Here is an 18,818-nt window from a genome sequence, read left to right as displayed (position 1 = left end):
AAATGTACAGGTGTTATAAGAAATGAAAAGAGGAATTTGAATATGTCTAAACTAGTTTTCATTCGTCACGGACAAAGTGAATGGAATTTGGAAAATAAATTTACTGGATGGGTTGATGTAAACCTTAGTGAAGAAGGAGTTAAGCAAGCTCAAAATGCTGGTAGACTTCTTAAAGAAGAAGGTATTGAATTCGATCAAGCCTATACATCAGTTCTTACTCGTGCCATCAAGACACTTCACTACGCACTAGAAGGTAGTGATCAATTATTTGTTCCAGAAGTTAAATCATGGAGACTTAACGAACGTCACTATGGTGCACTTCAAGGAATGAACAAAGCTGAAACAGCTGAAAAATACGGTGATGAACAAGTTCACATCTGGAGACGTTCATACGATACACTTCCTCCACTATTGGATGCATCTGATGCAGGTTCAGCAGCTAACGACCGTCGTTACGCTGATCTTGACCCTCGTGCAATTCCAGGTGGTGAAAACCTTAAAGTTACACTAGAACGTGTAATTCCTTTCTGGGAAGACGAAATTGCTCCTAAACTATTAGATGGCAAGAACGTTATCATCGCTGCTCACGGTAACTCACTACGTGCCCTAACAAAATATATCGAAAACATCTCTGATGAAGATATCATGGACGTTGAAATGGCAACTGGTGAACCAGTAGTTTATGATTTAGACGACAAACTAAAAGTTGTAAGCAAGAAGAAATTAAACTAATTATAATTAATAAAACACTACCTTCAAGGTAGTGTTTTTTATTTTATATATAAATAAAATTTTGTGTTAAGGGTATTAACATTATCTTTCTATCAAAACGAACTATGCTTTTAGTTGTAGGGAGGGATAAGAGATTATGAAAAATAGAAAGATTTTAAATATAATGTCCACATTAATGCTGCTTTGTATGCCAATTGCTGCTGCAGCTTCGCCAGAGGTGGTAAATGCAAGTACTAGTGATAGTAATCAACAACCAGCCAATAATAAAAACGGAGTTACTCTAGAAAAGAATCCAAGCATAGGACCTGGATATTATCCTGTAGGATATTCTATATCAGGTTTTTTGAGAGAAATCAGTTTAAGAATGTCTGATACACAGAAAGAAAATTTTTTGTCGGAGATTAAGGCAGGTGCAATAGAAGGTTGGAAGGAATATGGTATACTTCCATCACTCACAGGCGCACAGGCTGCATTGGAATCAAATTTTGGGGCTGATCCTGTGTCAGGATATAATATATTTGGTATAAAAGGAAATGGTCAGTCTGCTCCAACAACTGAAAATATAAATGGTCATTTAGTTCATGAAAATCAAGATTTTGCGAATGCTAGTAGTTATGCTGACAGCATAGAGCAACATAATAGGTTGCTAGGAACATCATATAGATATCGTAATTTAGTAGGTAATAGAAATTATATTTCTGCAACAGATGATGTTCAAGCTGACGGTTATGCCACAGCATCAAATTATGCATATGCTTTACAGGCAACAATTGAAGAATATAATTTGACTAAATGGGATCAAGAGGCATTTAATGGTGGTGATTTCCCAGAAAATGCAGTTGATATGTCTGTTATAACTATAAATTATGTTCCAAATTATGGAGTCAATGCTTATAATTCATCAGGTGAATATGTTTCTGGAAGTAATCAAGTATTTAAAAACGGTACTAGCTGGAAAACAAGTGGTAGTCAGGTTATAAATGGTCAGGAAATGTATGAAGTTGCAACTAATGAATATATCCCTGTTAGTGATACAACAGAATATAATAATGGTGTTGTTGTTGTAAACTATCAACCAAATTATGGTGTTTTAGGATATAGATTAGACGGTAGTTCAATTCCTGGAAGCAATTCAGTACTTAAGACAGGTACAACGTGGAAGACAGATGGTGCAGCATTGATTAATGGTCAAGTCATGTATAGGATTGCATCAGATGAATATATACCAAAAGAATACACACAATTTGGTAATGGAAATTAGGTGATTAAAATGAAAAGAAAGATAACATTAATATTAAGTATTACTGTGATAGCAATACTGTGCTTATTTACATTTTCTATTAATACAAAAGCGGATTCTTTACCATATTCAGTAGAACATTCTGCAGTTCAGGTAACTGTTCCCAATCCAATTTTGGTAAATAATACAGGAACCAGCGTAGTAGATAAGAATATTACACTTGATTCAGATTGGGCAACACCTTATTTGGGAACAATAAGTATATCCAATAAAAATTATTATCAAATAGCTAAAGATGAGTATATTTTGTCAGATGATGTCTATCATTACGTGGCAACTAGTGAAATTATTACAGTTACTTCTAAAGTTCCGGCTCAACTATACACTTATGATTTGAAACCTATTAAAAATCGTATGTTAGCTCCTAATACTAGTTGGTATTCGGATAGAACGATTGGAACTAATAAATTGGATGGTAGTGGATTCTATCTTAGAGTTGCCACAAATGAATTTGTTAGATTCAGTGATGCATTATTTTAGTTTTAAAACACTACCTTCTAGGCAGTGTTTTTATTTTCTATATAAATAAATTTCTGGACTAAGCTTAATCAAATGCTCTCCTTTTAAAAATAGATTAGTGTTTTAGTTGTGGAGGTGAGAAGAGAGCATGAAAAGAAAAATATCATTAGTAATAGGTTTAGTTCTATTAGCTTTAATAGCAGTATTTTCATTACCTGTTAAGGCACAAGCAGCTTCTGTACCTTATCCAGAAGAGTATTCTGCAGTTCAGGTAACTGTTCCGGATCCCATTTTGGTAAATAAATCTGGTAACAATATAGTAGATAATAATATTCAGCTTGATTCAGATTGGGCAGCACCTCAATATGGAATAGATATATTAGGACAAAAATATTTTCAAATAGCTAGTGACGAATACATCTTGGCGGATGATGTATATCCTTATGTGGCAACAAATGAAATTATAAAAGTAACGACTGATGTTCCCGCAAAATTATATACTTATGATGGTCAACTTGTGAAAAATCGTATGTTAGCACCTAATACTCACTGGTACTCAGACAGAATAATGGAGAGCCAGACAGCAGATGGTAACACTTATTTCTTAAGAGTAGCAACTAACGAATTCGTGAAATTTAGTGATGCTACGTTAGTAATTAATTAGATTATTATCTTTCTGATAAGTAATCTGGTTTTAAAATCAGGTACGATTTGGAAAACCGCTGTTGTTGACAAAACAAATGATGAACAAATGGATAAGATAGCTACTGATGAATATATGCCAGAAGACTATACACAGTTTGGAGTGGGGGACTAATTAAATGACAAAAAGAAAAATATCATTAGTAAGTATAATTTTAATAACATTAATTTCTGTATTCTTATTTCCTTCTAGAGCACAGGCGGGATCATATTCGATTAATCAGTCTGCAGTAAGGGTAACTGTTTCAGATCCGACATTAGTAAATAAATCCGGAACTAAGATAACAGATAATAATATCAAGTTAAATTCTGATTGGATAGCACCATCACCTGGTGTAATGATTGCAAATCAGTATTATTTCCAAATAGCAAATAATGAGTATATTTTGGCAGATGATACGTACCCTTATATAGCTACTAACAAGACTATAAAGATAACATCTAACGGTCCTGCACAACTGTATACTTATGATGGCAAAGAGATTAAGAATCGTATGTTAGCACCTAATACACTTTGGCATTCAGATAGAATAATTGGTGCATATGGATTTCATAAGAGTAATTGCTATTTGAGAGTAGCAACTAATGAATATGTAAGATCTGTCGATGCAACAACACTTAATTAAATAAAATAAAAAAACACTATCCTGATGAGATAGTGTTTTTTTATTTTATAATTTATTTCTTTTTAATTCAGATAATCAAAATAAAATAGTAAAAAAATGATACTATTTATGTTATAAACTTGCTATAATTTATAACATAAAAAAGAAAAGGAAGTGTCTACTTTTGAAAAAATTACGACTTCTAGCAGCTATGCTTATGGTTATGACTGTTGTATTAGGTGCATGTAGCTCTAATTCAGGTTCATCGAAGAAATCTAGTTCTACAAGTACCACTGAAAGTTTTAAGAAAACAGATACAAATGATCCAACTACTGATCCTTCTCTAAAAAATGTATTGAAAGAAACACAATCTAAGTTTATTCAAGCAACATATAAGGATCCTAAAACAGGAGTGGAATTACCTTATAACTTATACGTTCCAGAAAATTACGATAAGAACAAAGATTATCCATTGTTAACATTCATCCATGATGATTCTGTAACTGGACAAAGTGTTGAGTCATCACTTACACAAGGTTATGGTGGTGTCATCTGGGCAACTAAGGCAGAACAAAAGAAACATCCTAGTTTTGTTTTAGTACCTACATTCAAGACAAGTACTATCGAAGGTGGATTTGGTCAATCTGGTTCATCTGTTGTTGAAGATCAAGTAAAAGCATATATGAATTTACTATCATCACTTCAAAAGAAATATTCAGTTGATAAAGACAGACTATACCTAACTGGTCAATCAATGGGTGGAATGACATCATTCTACTTGAACTCACATTATCCAGATAAATTTGCTGCTACATTGTATGTATCAAGTCAATGGGATGTTAGTCAGCTAGAACCACTTAAGAATCAAAAATTCTTCTATATTGTAGCTGGTGGAGATTCAAGTGCTTCAAAAGGACAAACAAATCTTCAAGCTATGCTTAAGAAAGACAAGACAAGTTACACATCTACAACTATGGATGCAACTTGGTCTGCTAAGAAGAAAAATACTGAAGTAAATAAATTACTAGATAAAAATAAAAACATAAACATGATTACTTGGAAATCAGGAACTGTTTTAGAGAATTCAGATAAGGGAATGGAGCACATGGCTTCGTTTGATTATGGCTACACAATTCCTGCAGTACGTGACTGGTTGTACAATCAATCAAAATAATTAAATAAAAAAACCACTATCTATTAAGATAGTGGTTTTTATTATTCTACTCCCCAAACTGAAATTACTGATTTGTTAGTAGATGGATTGTTAATTTGATCTACAATCATAATCGCAGTGTCTTCAAATGAAATGGCAAAATGATTTTTGGGAACATAGTCAGAGCCAATTACATATTTTCCGATGGAATCTACTAGTGGCGAATCCAAGGTACTGTAAAGTGCTATATATAGCCAATCAAAGTTATAAGAGTTAAGTAGAAGTTGAAATGATTCTATTTCTGACTTAGTTATGTTGCTAAATTTAAACAACAGTCTATCTGCTACTTGCTTTTTTCTGGTTGAATCTTGATAAAGATTTGTAGGGGAAGCAATCTCTATCAGGCGTGTTTGAGTTTGTTCCAACAAGTTTATCAAATGTTTAGTATTTTCAATGTGCTGCTGGGCATCTTTAGGGAAGTGAACAGCATTTATAACTACATCAAAAGATTCTATATCTTCCAATGTTAGATTAACAATATCTTTTTCAATGAATTCAATTTCATTTGTGAATTTTTCGGGGTGGAGAGCAACACCTACAACCTCTATTGATCTAGATAAAGCCTCTTTTATAATTTCTTGACCCATTTTTCTATTGGCTTCTGTTACTAGTATTTTCATTTAAACTACCTTCTTTTATTCATCACATAGATTTCTTTCCATAAGTGCTGGATCTATATGAGTATCGCCCCACTCACAGATGGCATCTAAAACAGGGATAATGGATTCACCTCTACCAGTTAGTTGATACTCTACATGTGGTTCGGCTGTGGTTAAATCATGTCTTGTAATTAGCTGATCTCGCTCTAGTTCTCGTAATTGATTAGTCAATGTCTTGTGAGAAACATCTTGAATATGGCTCATTAGCTGACCAAATCTTCTAGAACCTGATTCGGATAATTCATACATAATCATGATTTTCCATTTACCCTGTATCAGGTGCATCGTTGCATCGAACTCATTCAAATATTGTGCCATTTGCTGGTTACCTCAATGTGCGTACTTGTTGTTAACAATAGTTGATATTATACTGTAATTCGTTTGAAAAATCTTTTTACAATTATGAGGATATAAATATGAAGAATTTAGTAGTAATTACAGGTGCTAGTTCAGGTTTCGGAGCTGAAATGGCTAAAATTTTTAATGCGGGTGGATTTCCATTGCTATTACTAGGACGTCGCACTGAAAAGTTAGAAGAAGTTGCAAAAGGTATGGATAATGTAATGATTGATTCAGTTGATGTTACTGATTATGATCAATTTGAAACAGCTATTCGTAAAGCTGAAGATAAGTATGGAAAAACTGATTTGTTGATTAACAATGCTGGTTTGATGTTACTAGGTAATGTTCAAAATCAAAGTCCAAAGGAATGGCAAACAATGCTTGATACTAATGTCATGGGTGTTCTAAATGGTACACAAATCGTTCTTAACGACATGATTGAACGTGAACATGGAACTATTTTGAATGTTTCATCAATCGCTGGTAAGAAGACATTTACTAACCACGCTGCCTATGTAGCATCTAAGTTTGGTGTACATGGATTGTCAGAAACTATTCGTGAAGAAAGTGCACCTAAGAATGTACGTATCATGATGGTTGCGCCAGGTGCTGCTGAAACTGAATTGTTGACTCACGTTACTAGTGAATCAGCGCTATCAGATTACGAAGCTTGGAAGAAAACAATGGGTGGTATCACACTTGATCCCAAACATGTTGCTGAAACTGTTAAATTTATGTACGATATGCCTCAAGAAGTTAATATCCGTGAAGTAGATATTGCCGCAACTCGCCAAGATGCATAATAAAAAACCACTACTAAGTAGTGGTTTTTTTGTTTTAAACTATATGAATAAATCAATGACACAGCCAATCATGACAGCCAGTAATAAAATTTGTGCATTCATAATCGAATTAACAAAAGTAGTAGCCTTATCAGGTTTATTAACAAATTCCATAGTTTTTTTGTAAACCATTGGGAATGTTAAAACTAGGAATATCAAACAGTACCATGGTAAATAACCTAAGATAATTGAGGCAACAATTGCTAAGTAACCCAAGACATAGCTAGCAACCCAAAGAATCATTGAATTTTTAACACCAATATAAGCAACTATTGTTTTACGGTTAATTTTTAAATCCTCATCTAAATCAGCTATGTTATTAGCAAGCATAACGTTGCTAATAGCAAAAATAGAAATTAATGAGATCAAAAGTGTTTTTAACCAAAAAATATTTTCAAACTGTGGTGTATTAGCAATATTAATATATACAGTAATTAACGTAATAAAGTATCCCATAGTGATACCAGAAGCAAATTCACCGAATGGTGTGTATGATATCGAATGCTTACCACCAGAATAAAAATATCCAACAATAAAACTCAAAACTCCGATCAATAATAAGAACCAGCCAGTTTTGACAGTTAAGTAAATTCCAATAATTCCTGAAATACCCGCCAATGTATAAGCAGTAATTATTGCAAATCTAGGTGTGATGTTGTGGCGCACTAGAGTGTTATTGTAGCTGTTGGCAAACAATTTTGGATCACTCTTAAAATGAAAGTAATCTACATATTGATTGTGAGTATTCACAGCCAAGTGGAAGAAGACTTCAGCGACTAACAATAATATACTGTATCCCCAATTAAACATTTGATAGTAAGTAGCAACGAACAATGCACCTAATAGAAAAGGCATCACTGAAGTTACCACTGAATAAATTTGAACAAGAGTTAAAAACCCCAAAATTTTCTCTTTCAAAATATAACCTCCTATAATTGTTTATATTTAACAATAATACAAAATGCTTAGAGTAGGTAGTTATTTGAGTTGATTTAATAGATTTTTATTGACATTTAAACTCAGTGTTTTAATCTGTGTATAAATTAATGTGTTAACAATCATTTGAACTTGGGGAATTGGGGGATGATTGTGAATAATTCAAAATTTAATTTGTACCAGTATTATATATTCTATGTTCTCTTTGGAACATTAATGTCCGTAGCATCTTTTGCCCAAATTATGTACTATCAAGGTGAACACCAACTGATAAACTATGGTTACTCATATGCAGCTATGGCTATCTCGGGAGCATTGACTCAAGCATTATTTGTTTATATCCGTAAAGTGTCCTCCAATATAATAATCAAAGTGGCATTTCTACTATATGGATTTGCCATGTATCTTCGTATCTTTGCTAATTCATCAGTAATCAGTATAATTTCTGGTTTAATTGGTGGCTTTGGAGCTACCACTATATTGGTATATATAAGACTTTCACTGATTGAGTGGGCATCAAATTATTCAGCTAATGAACACAAAATTATTAGTTCTAGACATACTATTGTTCAAATAACTACATTAGTGGGAGTTGCTATTTCAGGTAGCTTGATAACGTACTTATCACATATAGGAATAGATCTTAGATAATTCATCATTATACTAGCGTGTTTGATGGGTTTGTTAATGTTTTGGCCACAAGGAGTATCAGTAACATTTGAATCAAATACAAAGTTTAAGATTTTTTCAAAAGATAGTGTTCTTATTAAAGTGGCAATTTCTTCACTATTACTAGGATTTCTGGTTTCACTTTATGACCCTTTAATACCAGCATTTATTAAAAATGTGGTTCCTCAGCTAGGGTTGGTAAGTATCTATACAACAATCTGTGGAGTACTGACAGTTCTGGGGTCATTGTGGATGACTAGAGAAAGAATAACTAGTAATTCGGTGTATTTTCTATCATTTTTTGCATTACTGTTGGGAGTTATCTTTATAATTTCAACCGGGTTTTCAGATATTTACAAATATCTCATAACAATTGTTATGTTTTCACTGCTATATCCAGCATATTTTCAGCTGAAAGATGTGTATGAATACGATTTGATTCAAAATTTGCATATCCCTAAACCGATGATAGTAGCTGTATCGCAAACTTCGCTGATGTTTGGGGATTCTGCAGGAACACCTATAAGTAGTTGGGTATTTGAAAAAAGAGGTTATGATCAATTGATTATATACTATGGGATATTTAGTATTTGTATCGCTGTAGTATTCTTTATTTTGTGGCGTAATACTTTTCAAAAAACAGTGAAACCTAATATCAAAAATTGATCAATAAAAAAGCTATCTCTTTTGAGATAGCTTTTTTTATTGATGTCTATGTTGATGTTGTTCTATGGAAGACTTCGACTGATTGTGATCCAAAATATCGAATATTGCTGAAACTATAGCAATGATAAGAATAGCAATCCAAAATAGAGTTCTCAAAGGGTGTGAACTAACTAGCAAACAAAATAGAGCAAGTAGAATATAGATAATGTATTTATAATAAAATTTTGTCATAGTACTTCCCCTAAAATATTAACCTATGAATAATATAATACAAAATTATTATAATTAATACTATTATTTTTATGATATTTGAATTTTATTTTGCTAATTGGGCATCTATTGATATAACACAACTTGCGATTAAAATTGAAATCATCATTGCAGGTGGGAATACAGTTAATACGCGGAGGATCAGATGAATAATAATATTCATCCTGATATTAAACAGTTACCAGATTTTACAGAGTATGACCGAATATATGTTGGTTTTCCAGCATGGTGGGCAATGCCACCGATGATTATCCATACTTTATTTGAGAAATCTGATTTATCTGATAAAAATATTTTGGGTTTTATAACAAGTATGAGTACTTCGGCAGAAGAAGTTGCACCAACTTTTAAAAAATTAGTAACTGAGGCTAATGCCAACTATCTTGGTATCTATAGAGCTCCCATAAGTGATCGAAATTTAAAGGCAATTTTCAAAAATTAGAAGGTAATTATGAGAATACTTGAATACAACGCTTTAAAATAAAAAAACAGTATTTGAGTATTTTTATTTAATTTTTTTTATTTTTTAGAAAACAAGAAGTAATAATAAAAAAATTGAAATCATTCATGTTGATTGTATAATTGTCTTGAGTATATCAATTGTTATAGATAAGACTATAATGACTGTTGAAACAGAAGTATAAGTATTTAATTATTTTAAATAAAATTAGAAGAGGGAAAAATAATGGTATATTCAGAATTAAAAGGAAGAACTGCAGTTATAACTGGTGGTTCAAAAGGAATAGGAACAGCTATATCAGAACGATTTGGAAAAGAAAATATGAATGTAGTTGTAAATTATCATTCAGATGCAAAGGGTGCCGAGGAAGCTGTAGCACTAATTGAAAAGAATGGTGGAAAAGGTGTAGCTATTCAAGCAGATGTTTCTTCCGAAGAAGGAGTACAACAATTAGTTGACGCTGCTATTGATAATTTTGGAGGATTTGATATCTGGATTAACAATGCCGGTATGGAAAATCGTCATGAAACTCATGAACTACCTTTGAAAGATTGGCAAAGAGTTATTGATGTTAACCTAACAGGTGTTTTCTTAGGAACTAAAGCAGCACTAGATTATTTCGTTAAGAATGACAAAAAAGGTAATATCATTAACATGTCATCAGTTCATGAACAAATTCCTTGGCCAACATTTGCACACTATGCTGCAAGTAAAGGTGGAGTTAAATTATTTACAGAAACTGTTGCTATGGAATATGCCGCACGCAATATTCGAGTAAATAACATCGGACCAGGTGCTATTAACACACCAATCAATGCTGAAAAATTTGCAGATCCAGAACAATTAGCAACTACAACAAGTATGGTACCAATGCAACGTATTGGTGATCCTGAAGAAGTAGCTTCTGTTGCAGCTTGGTTAGCTTCAGATGAATCAAGTTATGTTACAGGAATTACATTGTTTGTAGATGGTGGTATGACACTATATCCTGCATTCCAAGGCGGAAGAGGATAAAATTAAATGAATATTTTATTAGCTTTAGTACCAGCGATAGGTTGGGGTGTCCAACCACTAATATTGGAAAAAGTTGGTAGTGGAACTAACAACGAGATTCTAGGTACAGGAATAGGTGCCATAATCGTTGGCATCTTAGTAGAAGTTTTTACACATCCATCGGTTTCATTAGGTGTATTTTTACTTATTTTATTATCAGTTGGATTCTTGGTATTAGGACAAATTGTCAATATATTTCGTATGATCGAATGTCTGTTTCAAGAACAAAGACTATCTCTACAGGATTTCAATTAATTGGGACATCTTTAATTGGAGTTTTGATATTTGGAGAATGGTCAAGTTCTATAGCTAAAATAGTAGGATTTATAGCATTGGCGATACTACTAGTTGGTGTTCTATTGACAGTTGTTACAGATAAAGGTTCAGATAATAATGGTGGTGTAGATATAAGTAGTATCGCATTGTTATTATTTACTTCGATCGGTTATTGGGTATATAGTGCCATTCCTAAGGCAGTTAATGCATCAGGAACGGCAATCTTCTTTCCACAAATGTTAGGTGTGTTTTTGGGAGCAGTTATTTATTTGATTGCAACTAAGAAAATATCACTATCATTCAATCAATTGTAAAGCTGGAAAGATGTTAGTGTAGGAATAATATTTGCAGTATCAGCATTTGCTTATATTTTATCAGCTAAATTGAATGGGGTAGCTAAGGCGTATATCATTTCACAATTTGCAGTAGTTATCTCCACACTTGGTGGACTTTTGATATTACGTGAGAAGAAATCAAGAAGAGAATTACTATTTACAATAATAGGATTAGTTTTAATTGTAGCTGGAAGCGTAATGACTGCTACATTATAAGAATAAAAAAAACAATCTCTTTGAGATTGTTTTTTTTATTTTTGGTAATTTTAAATGTTGCAATAAATGGAATCAAATTTTATCTAATGTATATGCCTAATTACTTTGGCAGGTATTCCACCAACTATTGTATTATCTGGTACATCTTTTGTGACTGTTGCACTAGCTGCAACAATAGAATTTTTACCCACAGTAACACCAGGCAAAATTGTGGCATTAGCACCAATCCAAGCACCTTTTTTTATAGTGATGGGATCTAATGAGAGATCTCTACGTTTTGTAGGCTCTTCAAGATGGTTTACAGTAATCAAGGTAACTCTTGGTCCGATTAAAACATCATCTTCAATAGTTATACCACCTAAATCCACTAGAAAAACATCGCGGTTGATAAAAATGTTTTTACCTAAAGTTATATTATTACCATAGTCAGTGTTGATAGGCTGATTAATAGTGACACTCTGATCAATATGTTGTCCTATGATATCACCAAATATAGTTCTCATCTCATTGTCTGTATGAAAACTGTGATTCATCTCGAATATTTTAGGAGTATTTCTTTTTACAACTGATAAAAGATGTTCATCAGTGTGTGACATATAGGGTATTTTTTTATATTCTGACATATTATTTTATTCCTTTCGATAACTACATCGTATTATTAAAATAACAGTATGTCTAATATGTATTTGTAATAGATATTCATAACCAATAGACATACTTGGATCTGAAATTTATACTATAGATACTAAGTCGAAAATTTAGGAGATAAGGATATGGAAATAAGGGTTTTAAGATACTTTTTAGCAGTAGCTAATGAGGAAAATATTTCTGCTGCAGCTGATTTACTACATTTATCCCAACCCACGTTGTCTAGACAGTTGAAAAATTTGGAAGACGAACTAGGTGTTGAATTATTTCTTAGAAGTAATCGTCAGACGACTCTTACAGATGAGGGAATTTACCTGAGAGACCGTGCAAAAGAAATTGTGAGCTTAGCTGATCAAACAGAGGCAAATATAAGTAAAAATGATGGGATATCAGGAGACATATATATTGGTGCCGCTGAAACTAATATTATGACTTTAATTGCCCGAGTTATCACGGAAATGAGACAAGAATATCCTGATCTTACCTTTCATTTAAGTAGTGGTAATGCAGAGGAAGTTAAACAAAAAATGGATACAGGAACTATTGATTTTGGAGTTATTTTTAATCGAAGTTCCAAAGACAAATATAATAGTATTCATTTACCTGGAGCTAATCGATGGGGACTTATTATGCGTAAAGATGATCCGTTGACTAAAAAAGATTTTATTGAATCTAAGGATCTGTTGAACCTACCATTGATTATTTCAGCTCAAGTAGATATGAAAAATTCTATGAGTAATTGGGCAGGAATTGATGTTGAAAAACTAAATATTGTAGCAACATATAATTTGATATACAATGCAGGCTTACTTGCAAAAGAAGGGTTAGGATATATATTTGGAATTGATGGGTTGTCTGAAAATATAGATACGAGCTCACTGGTTTTCAAACCGATAATACCATTTCAAGAAGAGGGTGTGAGTTTGATATGGAAGCGCGACAAACAATTATCAAAGGCGGCATCCAAATTTTTAGATGAATTAAATATAAAAATTAATGAATAATTCCATTATTACAATTAGTAATATCTAGTTATAAATTTTAAGTATTTCACTTTTAAAAGTATCGTACATATAATTAGGATTATTGGAGGTATCATAATATGACAAAAATTTTAATTATAGGTGCATATGGAAAAACTGCACAATTAGTTACAGAAAGATTATTATCAGAAACAAATAATGAACTAAAACTTTTTTTGAGAAATAGTTCTAGACTTGATAAATACCGTTTCAATGACCGTGTTGAATTGATTGACGGTGATGTAACAGACATGAGCCTTCTTAAAGAATCTATGAAAGATGTTGATATCGTTTATTCAAACGTTGGTGGAGTCGATCTGGCAGAACAATCTAAAGTTATTATTCAAGCAATGAAAGATTCTAACCTTAGTCGTTTGATTTTTATAAGTTCATTGGGAACATATCATGAAGTTCCGGGTAAATTTGGTGAATGGAATGAAAAAATGATAGCAGCTTATTTACCTGGTTTCAGAGAATCAGCAAAATTAATTGAAGATTCTGGTCTTGTATATACAATGATTAGACCATCTTGGATGAGTGATAAAGATGAAATTGATTATGAAACTACTCAAAAAGGTGAACCTTTAAAAGGAACAGAAGTTTCAAGAAGAAGTATCGCCGATTTGGTAATTAAGATAATTGAAAGTCCAGCAGATTATGAAAATCAAAGTATAGGTATTAATAAACCTAATACTGATGGCGATATGCCTGAATGGTACAGATAAAAAAAGTGTAATCATATATGATTACACTTTTTTTAGTTCAGTCTTGTTAATTTTTTTATTTTGTTAGAAAATAAAAATTGTATAAGAAAAAGAGGATTTAATATGAACAATAATTGGTGGGGACGACCTAGAAATTTAAGTAATATTATTGAAAATAGAAAAATATCATGGCTCGAGCTTTTTTCTGACTTAGTTTATGTTGTGATAATTCACGGATTCGTAGAAAATCTTACTGAGCACTTTAATTTATATGGTGTGATTTCTTTTTGGGTACTATTTTTATTCTTCTTCAATACATGGATGAACATGGTATTATATTTTGATTTACATGGTGAGGCTAGTTTGAGAAATACTATCTTTGCCCTGTTACAGATTGTAGCAATAGGTATTACTGCTACTTTTACTACACAGTTTTTTGAAGGGCATTATACGGGATTTATATTAGCCTATACGGTGAATCAATTAATCTATATGTATCTATATCTCCAAACTATGATCTTTGATCCTCTACATGCGACAACAACTAGACCATATTTGATTAGTTATTCTATTGCTGAAGTTTTCTTTGTAGGTAGTATTTTTGTAGGAAATATCAATATTCAGAGAGCAATAATTTTAGCTTGCTTACTAGTTTTCTTGAGCACAATTACTCTGGAAAATAAAAACTTTAACAAAGAGTTTAATATTCGAAAAATGAAATTTGAAGTGACGTCTGCTATTATGGAGCGTTTTGGTCTATTTACGATGATAGTCTTGGGTGAATCACTTGCTGGCATAATTGAATTTTTTATGGAACACAAGAGTGGAGTTATGAGTTATCTAGAATTTATAATTGTGTTCATGAGTGTAATTGGTATGTGGTTCGTTTATTATACTTTGATGGATGAACGTGAAATTCAAGCAAAAAGTTACTTACCGATATCAATATTTAGAGGGTTACATAGATTTTTGATTGCATGCTTGGTACTAGAATCATTTTTAGTATTATCTATTTTAGAAGAAAACGAAAAAATATATTTTTATTTATTCATTTTGGTGACAGTTGCAATTCTCATAGATATGATCGTCATGACTGGTTGGAATATATTTAATACAGATCCAATTAAGAAAAATGATTTTATTTGGTCGATAGGGGCAATTTTGATGATAGTTCTTTCTGGATTGCTACCAATTTATGTTGGTATGTTAATTATTGATATTGTATTAATAGCTACTGGAATTCGCGCTTGGATTTTACAAATTTAGTTTAATAGAGAATAAAAAAGATCCTGCTATCGTTGATATAGCAGGATCTTTTTGTTATTCATTTTTTGTATACTTAGATATTTTATATAAGCATTTAACAAATGATTGTGTCAGAAATATAATGAGTTCATTCATAGATCAAAGGAGATTTTTAGAATGCCAGTAATTAATTTTGAAATTAAAGATGTAACAAAAGATCAAAAGAAGCAATTAGTACAAGAATTTACAGATACAGCCGCTCGTGTAACTGGAATTCCTAAGGAAATGTTTTATGTATTCATTAAAGAAAACAATCTAGATAATATTGGAGTTGGCGGAAAACTTTTAAGTGAAACAGAAAATAACAATAACGAGGATAAATAATAATGACAACAATGCAAGATGATTTGAAAATGCCTAAAATGGCTCTAGGTGCTTGGGCATGGGGAAGTGGAATGGCTGGTGGAGATCAAGTTTTTGGACACAGTCTAACAAAAGAAGATCTTAAACCTGTTTTTGATAAAGCACTAGAATTAGGGCTAAATCTATGGGATACAGCTGCAGCTTATGGAATGGGTTCGTCTGAAGAAATTCTTGGTGAGTTTATCAAAGATGCTGGAAGAGATAAGGTTATTATTTCTACCAAATTCACACCACAACTTGCAACAGATTCTCCAAATACAATGGAGGAAAATTTTGAAGCTAGTGCCAAAAGATTGAACTCTGATTACTTTGATATCTATTGGATTCATAATCCTGCAGATGTAGAAAAATGGACAAACAAAATTATCCCATTAGCGAAATCTGGAAAAATTAAATACATTGGTGTTTCAAATCATGATTTAGAAGAATTGAAACTTGCTAATAGTATTCTTCAAAAAGAAGGGCTAAAGGTTTCAGCAGTTCAAAATCACTTTAGTCTTTTGAACAGATCATCAGAAAGTTCAGGAATTTTAGATTATTGTAAGGAAAATGATATTACATTCTTTTCATATATGGTTCTAGAACAAGGTGCATTGTCTGGTAAATATGATACAAATCATCCTTTCCCCGAAGGTAGCGATCGTGGAAAAGTTTATAACGATTCATTACCACAATTAGAAAAACTTGTTAATTTCATGAAAGAAATAGCAGACAATCATAACGCAAGTGTAGCTCAAATAGGAACAGCTTGGGCAATCGCCAAGGGAACTACTCCTATTGTTGGTGTAACAAAAATAAGCCATGTTGAAGATGCTGCAAAATCTGCGCAACTTAAGTTGTCAGATGATGAAATCAAATCTATGGAAACATTGGCAGACGAAACAAAAGTTAAAACAGTTCGTGAATGGGAAAAAACAATGAAATAGTATTACTAATTTAACAATCTCTTTTGAGATTGCTTTTTTATATATTTTGGAGGATTTATAATATTGCAACAAATTGAACAAGAAATACTCACAGGTGAAAGAGCATTATTCAAACAAAAGAACACTTCAATTAGTAGATCTGTTTTTCAAAATGGAGAATCACCTTTAAAAGAGAGTAAAAATATTAAACTTAGTGAAGATATATTTCGTTGGAAGTATCCACTTTGGTACTCCAAAGATATAGAGGCAGATAATATTAGTATGTTATCTGATGCACGTTCGGGTATTTGGTATACCAATAACATTAATATTAGTAACAGTACCATCGATTCGCCAAAAACTTTTCGAAGATCTAATTTAATAAAGCTGAATAATGTGCAGATTTCAAATGCTGAAGAGACTTTGTGGAATTGTAAAGATATCGAATTAACTGATGTTTCAGCTAGTAATGCTGATTATTTTGCCATGAATAGCCAAAATATTAAGATGAAAAATGTAAACATTGTAGGTAATTATGCTTTCGATGGTGCTGAAAATATTGAAATATCTAATTCAAAAATTATCACAAAGGATGCATTTTGGAACTGTGATAACGTTCTGATTAAGGATTCTGTGATTGTTGGTCAATATTTAGGTTGGAATTCTAAGAATATAACATTTGTAAACTGTGTGATAGAAAGTGAACAGGGATTTTGTTATATGGAAAATGTTAAAACAGTTGATTGTCGTATAATAAATACTGACCTAGCTTTTGAATATTCGACGGTTGATATAGATTCAACTACTACAATTGATAGTATTAAGAATCCACTAGGTGGTAAGATTTCTGCACCAAATATAGGTTCAATCATTGAAGATGATTCAGAAATAGATCATGGAAAAACTATTTTAAATAAAAAACAGGTGAATGATGATGCAGTATAACTTTGATAAAGAAATAGATAGAAGTAACACTAATTCAGAAAAATGGAACATTTCTAAAAATGAGTTGCCTATGTGGGTAGCGGACATGGATTTTGAAGTTTATCCAGGGATTGTTGATGTTATGAAAAAAAGAATTGAACAACCTACTTTTGGGTACAATACTATTCCTAGCTCGTTTAACGAATCAATTATTAATTGGTGGTTAAATCGATACAATACCAAGTTGGAAAGTTCTTGGATTATGTTTTCAACAGGAGTAATTCCGTCTATTTCTTCAATTATTCGCAAAGTTACTGATATAAATGACGCAGTCGTTGTTTTATCACCTGTGTACAATATTTTTTATAATTCTATTTCAAACAATGGAAGAAAAATTTTAGATAGTCAGATGATTTATAATGATGGGAAATATTCAATTGATTTCACAGATTTGGAATCCAAGTTATCACTTCCAGAAACAAGTATGATGATATTTTGTAATCCTCATAATCCTATTGGAAAAGTTTGGGATAGAGATACTTTGAAAAAAATAGGTGAACTATGTATTAAACATGACGTTATTTTATTGAGCGATGAAATTCATGCTGATGTGACTGCACTAGGTATTACATATAATCCATTTATCAGTATTTCGTCAGAAATTTCGGATAAATTAATTATGTGTATATCTCCTACAAAAACTTTTAATATTGCAGGATTACAGACATCTGCGGTTGTTATTCCTAATGATAAGCTTCGCGAAAGAGTCAGAAGTGGATTAAATAGAGATGAAATTGCAGAACCTAATACTTTCGCAATACAAGCCCTAGAAGCTGCATACACTTATGATGGTTCAGTTTGGGTAGATAAATTAAGACATTATTTACACCGAAATAAAAGATATATAATTGACCGTTTGAATATGGAAATACCTGAAGTCAAAATAATTGATGAAGAAGGGACATATCTTCTTTGGATAGATCTATCTCAAATTACTAATGATTCTAAGTTGTACTGTGATGAATTAAGATCAACAACAGGTTTGTATCTAAACCCAGGTAGTATGTACGGTGGAAATTCTGGATCATTTGTTAGATGGAATTTTGCCACTAGTTTAAGTCGTATTGAAGATGGTGTAGATAGATTTATAAAATTTGTTAAATCTAATTAAATTCTTTTATATATAAAAGATTAATTCATAAGGCAATATTT

At 32.0% G+C, this 18,818-nt stretch carries 23 protein-coding genes and 1 pseudogene; 19 read left to right on the top strand and 5 right to left on the bottom strand.

Annotated features, from left to right (window positions below):
• The first annotated feature begins 42 nt into the window (after window positions 1–42).
• From EKN01_RS06360 to EKN01_RS06335, 6 genes are all read left to right on the top strand, one after another.
• Window positions 43–732 (top strand): 2,3-diphosphoglycerate-dependent phosphoglycerate mutase, encoded by a 690-nt coding sequence (locus EKN01_RS06360; RefSeq protein ID WP_099973926.1) that lies wholly within the window; start codon window positions 43–45, stop codon window positions 730–732.
• A 136-nt stretch (window positions 733–868) separates the two neighbouring features.
• Entirely contained in the window at window positions 869–1,993 is a 1,125-nt protein-coding gene (locus EKN01_RS06355; protein ID WP_129045450.1) for a glycoside hydrolase family 73 protein, read from the top strand.
• 9 nt (window positions 1,994–2,002) lie between these two features.
• The gene (locus EKN01_RS06350; RefSeq protein ID WP_129045449.1) at window positions 2,003–2,512 is read left to right on the top strand and encodes an SLAP domain-containing protein; all 510 of its coding nucleotides are present in this window, start codon (window positions 2,003–2,005) and stop codon (window positions 2,510–2,512) included.
• Window positions 2,513–2,639: 127 nt separating this feature from the next.
• Complete coding sequence (locus tag EKN01_RS06345) at window positions 2,640–3,155, top strand: hypothetical protein (RefSeq protein WP_129045448.1); 516 nt, start codon at window positions 2,640–2,642, stop codon at window positions 3,153–3,155.
• A 157-nt stretch (window positions 3,156–3,312) separates the two neighbouring features.
• The gene (locus tag EKN01_RS06340; RefSeq protein ID WP_129045447.1) at window positions 3,313–3,819 is read left to right on the top strand and encodes an SLAP domain-containing protein; all 507 of its coding nucleotides are present in this window, start codon (window positions 3,313–3,315) and stop codon (window positions 3,817–3,819) included.
• Between the two features lie 163 nt (window positions 3,820–3,982).
• Window positions 3,983–4,972 (top strand): carboxylesterase family protein, encoded by a 990-nt coding sequence (locus tag EKN01_RS06335; protein WP_129045446.1) that lies wholly within the window; start codon window positions 3,983–3,985, stop codon window positions 4,970–4,972.
• A 41-nt stretch (window positions 4,973–5,013) separates the two neighbouring features.
• Here the strand turns inward: EKN01_RS06335 and EKN01_RS06330 are convergent, their stop codons facing one another.
• Both EKN01_RS06330 and EKN01_RS06325 read right to left on the bottom strand, forming a co-directional pair.
• The gene (locus EKN01_RS06330; RefSeq protein WP_129045445.1) at window positions 5,014–5,631 is read right to left on the bottom strand and encodes an NAD(P)-dependent oxidoreductase; all 618 of its coding nucleotides are present in this window, start codon (window positions 5,629–5,631) and stop codon (window positions 5,014–5,016) included.
• Between the two features lie 15 nt (window positions 5,632–5,646).
• Window positions 5,647–5,988, bottom strand: coding sequence for a winged helix-turn-helix transcriptional regulator (locus EKN01_RS06325; RefSeq protein ID WP_129045444.1), 342 nt, complete (start codon window positions 5,986–5,988; stop codon window positions 5,647–5,649).
• Window positions 5,989–6,086: 98 nt separating this feature from the next.
• Here EKN01_RS06325 and EKN01_RS06320 point away from each other — a divergent pair, with 98 nt between their 5' ends.
• Entirely contained in the window at window positions 6,087–6,815 is a 729-nt protein-coding gene (locus tag EKN01_RS06320; protein ID WP_129045443.1) for an SDR family oxidoreductase, read from the top strand.
• Window positions 6,816–6,854: 39 nt separating this feature from the next.
• Here EKN01_RS06320 and EKN01_RS06315 read toward each other — a convergent pair whose 3' ends face one another.
• Window positions 6,855–7,772: a prenyltransferase gene (locus EKN01_RS06315; protein WP_241685263.1), complete on the bottom strand. Its 918-nt coding sequence runs from the start codon at window positions 7,770–7,772 to the stop codon at window positions 6,855–6,857.
• Window positions 7,773–7,943: 171 nt separating this feature from the next.
• On the opposite strand from EKN01_RS06315, the gene EKN01_RS06310 reads away from it, so the two are divergent.
• A complete protein-coding gene (locus tag EKN01_RS06310; RefSeq protein ID WP_129045442.1) occupies window positions 7,944–8,441 on the top strand; it encodes a hypothetical protein in 498 nt (165 codons plus the stop codon).
• 36 nt (window positions 8,442–8,477) lie between these two features.
• Window positions 8,478–9,125 (top strand): MFS transporter, encoded by a 648-nt coding sequence (locus EKN01_RS06305; protein WP_129045441.1) that lies wholly within the window; start codon window positions 8,478–8,480, stop codon window positions 9,123–9,125.
• Window positions 9,126–9,161: 36 nt separating this feature from the next.
• Here the strand turns inward: EKN01_RS06305 and EKN01_RS06300 are convergent, their stop codons facing one another.
• Entirely contained in the window at window positions 9,162–9,356 is a 195-nt protein-coding gene (locus EKN01_RS06300) for a hypothetical protein (RefSeq protein WP_129045440.1), read from the bottom strand.
• 184 nt (window positions 9,357–9,540) lie between these two features.
• Between EKN01_RS06300 and EKN01_RS06295 the strand changes: the two genes are divergently transcribed.
• The 3 genes and pseudogenes from EKN01_RS06295 to EKN01_RS06285 all read left to right on the top strand — a co-directional run bounded on the left by EKN01_RS06295 (window position 9,541) and on the right by EKN01_RS06285 (window position 11,735).
• Window positions 9,541–9,837 carry a flavodoxin gene (locus EKN01_RS06295; protein WP_129045439.1) on the top strand — a complete coding sequence of 99 codons (297 nt, stop codon included), beginning with the start codon at window positions 9,541–9,543 and terminating at the stop codon, window positions 9,835–9,837.
• Between the two features lie 243 nt (window positions 9,838–10,080).
• Entirely contained in the window at window positions 10,081–10,869 is a 789-nt protein-coding gene (locus EKN01_RS06290) for a glucose-1-dehydrogenase (protein ID WP_129045438.1), read from the top strand.
• 6 nt (window positions 10,870–10,875) lie between these two features.
• Window positions 10,876–11,735, top strand: a pseudogene (locus EKN01_RS06285) (GRP family sugar transporter).
• A gap of 83 nt (window positions 11,736–11,818) precedes the next feature.
• Here the strand turns inward: EKN01_RS06285 and EKN01_RS06280 are convergent.
• Window positions 11,819–12,358, bottom strand: a complete 540-nt coding sequence (locus tag EKN01_RS06280) for a DapH/DapD/GlmU-related protein (RefSeq protein WP_129045437.1) — start codon at window positions 12,356–12,358, stop codon at window positions 11,819–11,821.
• Window positions 12,359–12,508: 150 nt separating this feature from the next.
• On the opposite strand from EKN01_RS06280, the gene EKN01_RS06275 reads away from it, so the two are divergent.
• The 7 genes from EKN01_RS06275 to EKN01_RS06245 all read left to right on the top strand — a co-directional run bounded on the left by EKN01_RS06275 (window position 12,509) and on the right by EKN01_RS06245 (window position 18,777).
• Window positions 12,509–13,387, top strand: a complete 879-nt coding sequence (locus EKN01_RS06275) for a LysR family transcriptional regulator (RefSeq protein ID WP_129045436.1) — start codon at window positions 12,509–12,511, stop codon at window positions 13,385–13,387.
• A gap of 98 nt (window positions 13,388–13,485) precedes the next feature.
• Entirely contained in the window at window positions 13,486–14,130 is a 645-nt protein-coding gene (locus EKN01_RS06270) for an SDR family oxidoreductase (protein ID WP_129045435.1), read from the top strand.
• A 102-nt stretch (window positions 14,131–14,232) separates the two neighbouring features.
• On the top strand, window positions 14,233–15,375 hold the full coding sequence (locus EKN01_RS06265) for a low temperature requirement protein A (protein ID WP_129045434.1): 1,143 nt from the start codon (window positions 14,233–14,235) through the stop codon (window positions 15,373–15,375).
• 156 nt (window positions 15,376–15,531) lie between these two features.
• Window positions 15,532–15,738 carry a 4-oxalocrotonate tautomerase DmpI gene (gene dmpI, locus EKN01_RS06260; RefSeq protein ID WP_129045433.1) on the top strand — a complete coding sequence of 69 codons (207 nt, stop codon included), beginning with the start codon at window positions 15,532–15,534 and terminating at the stop codon, window positions 15,736–15,738.
• Window positions 15,739–15,740: 2 nt separating this feature from the next.
• Window positions 15,741–16,703, top strand: coding sequence for an aldo/keto reductase (locus tag EKN01_RS06255; RefSeq protein WP_129045432.1), 963 nt, complete (start codon window positions 15,741–15,743; stop codon window positions 16,701–16,703).
• 63 nt (window positions 16,704–16,766) lie between these two features.
• A complete protein-coding gene (locus EKN01_RS06250; RefSeq protein WP_129045431.1) occupies window positions 16,767–17,627 on the top strand; it encodes a DUF3737 family protein in 861 nt (286 codons plus the stop codon).
• A complete protein-coding gene (locus EKN01_RS06245) occupies window positions 17,611–18,777 on the top strand; it encodes a MalY/PatB family protein (protein WP_338323309.1) in 1,167 nt (388 codons plus the stop codon). Before EKN01_RS06250 ends, EKN01_RS06245 begins: the two co-directional genes overlap by 17 nt.
• The last annotated feature ends 41 nt before the right edge of the window (window positions 18,778–18,818 follow it).

The sequence above is a fragment of the Companilactobacillus metriopterae genome (assembly GCF_004117915.1).
Taxonomy (GTDB): Bacteria; Bacillota; Bacilli; order Lactobacillales; family Lactobacillaceae; genus Companilactobacillus; species Companilactobacillus metriopterae.
This window is presented reverse-complemented; position numbering and strand designations above follow the sequence as displayed.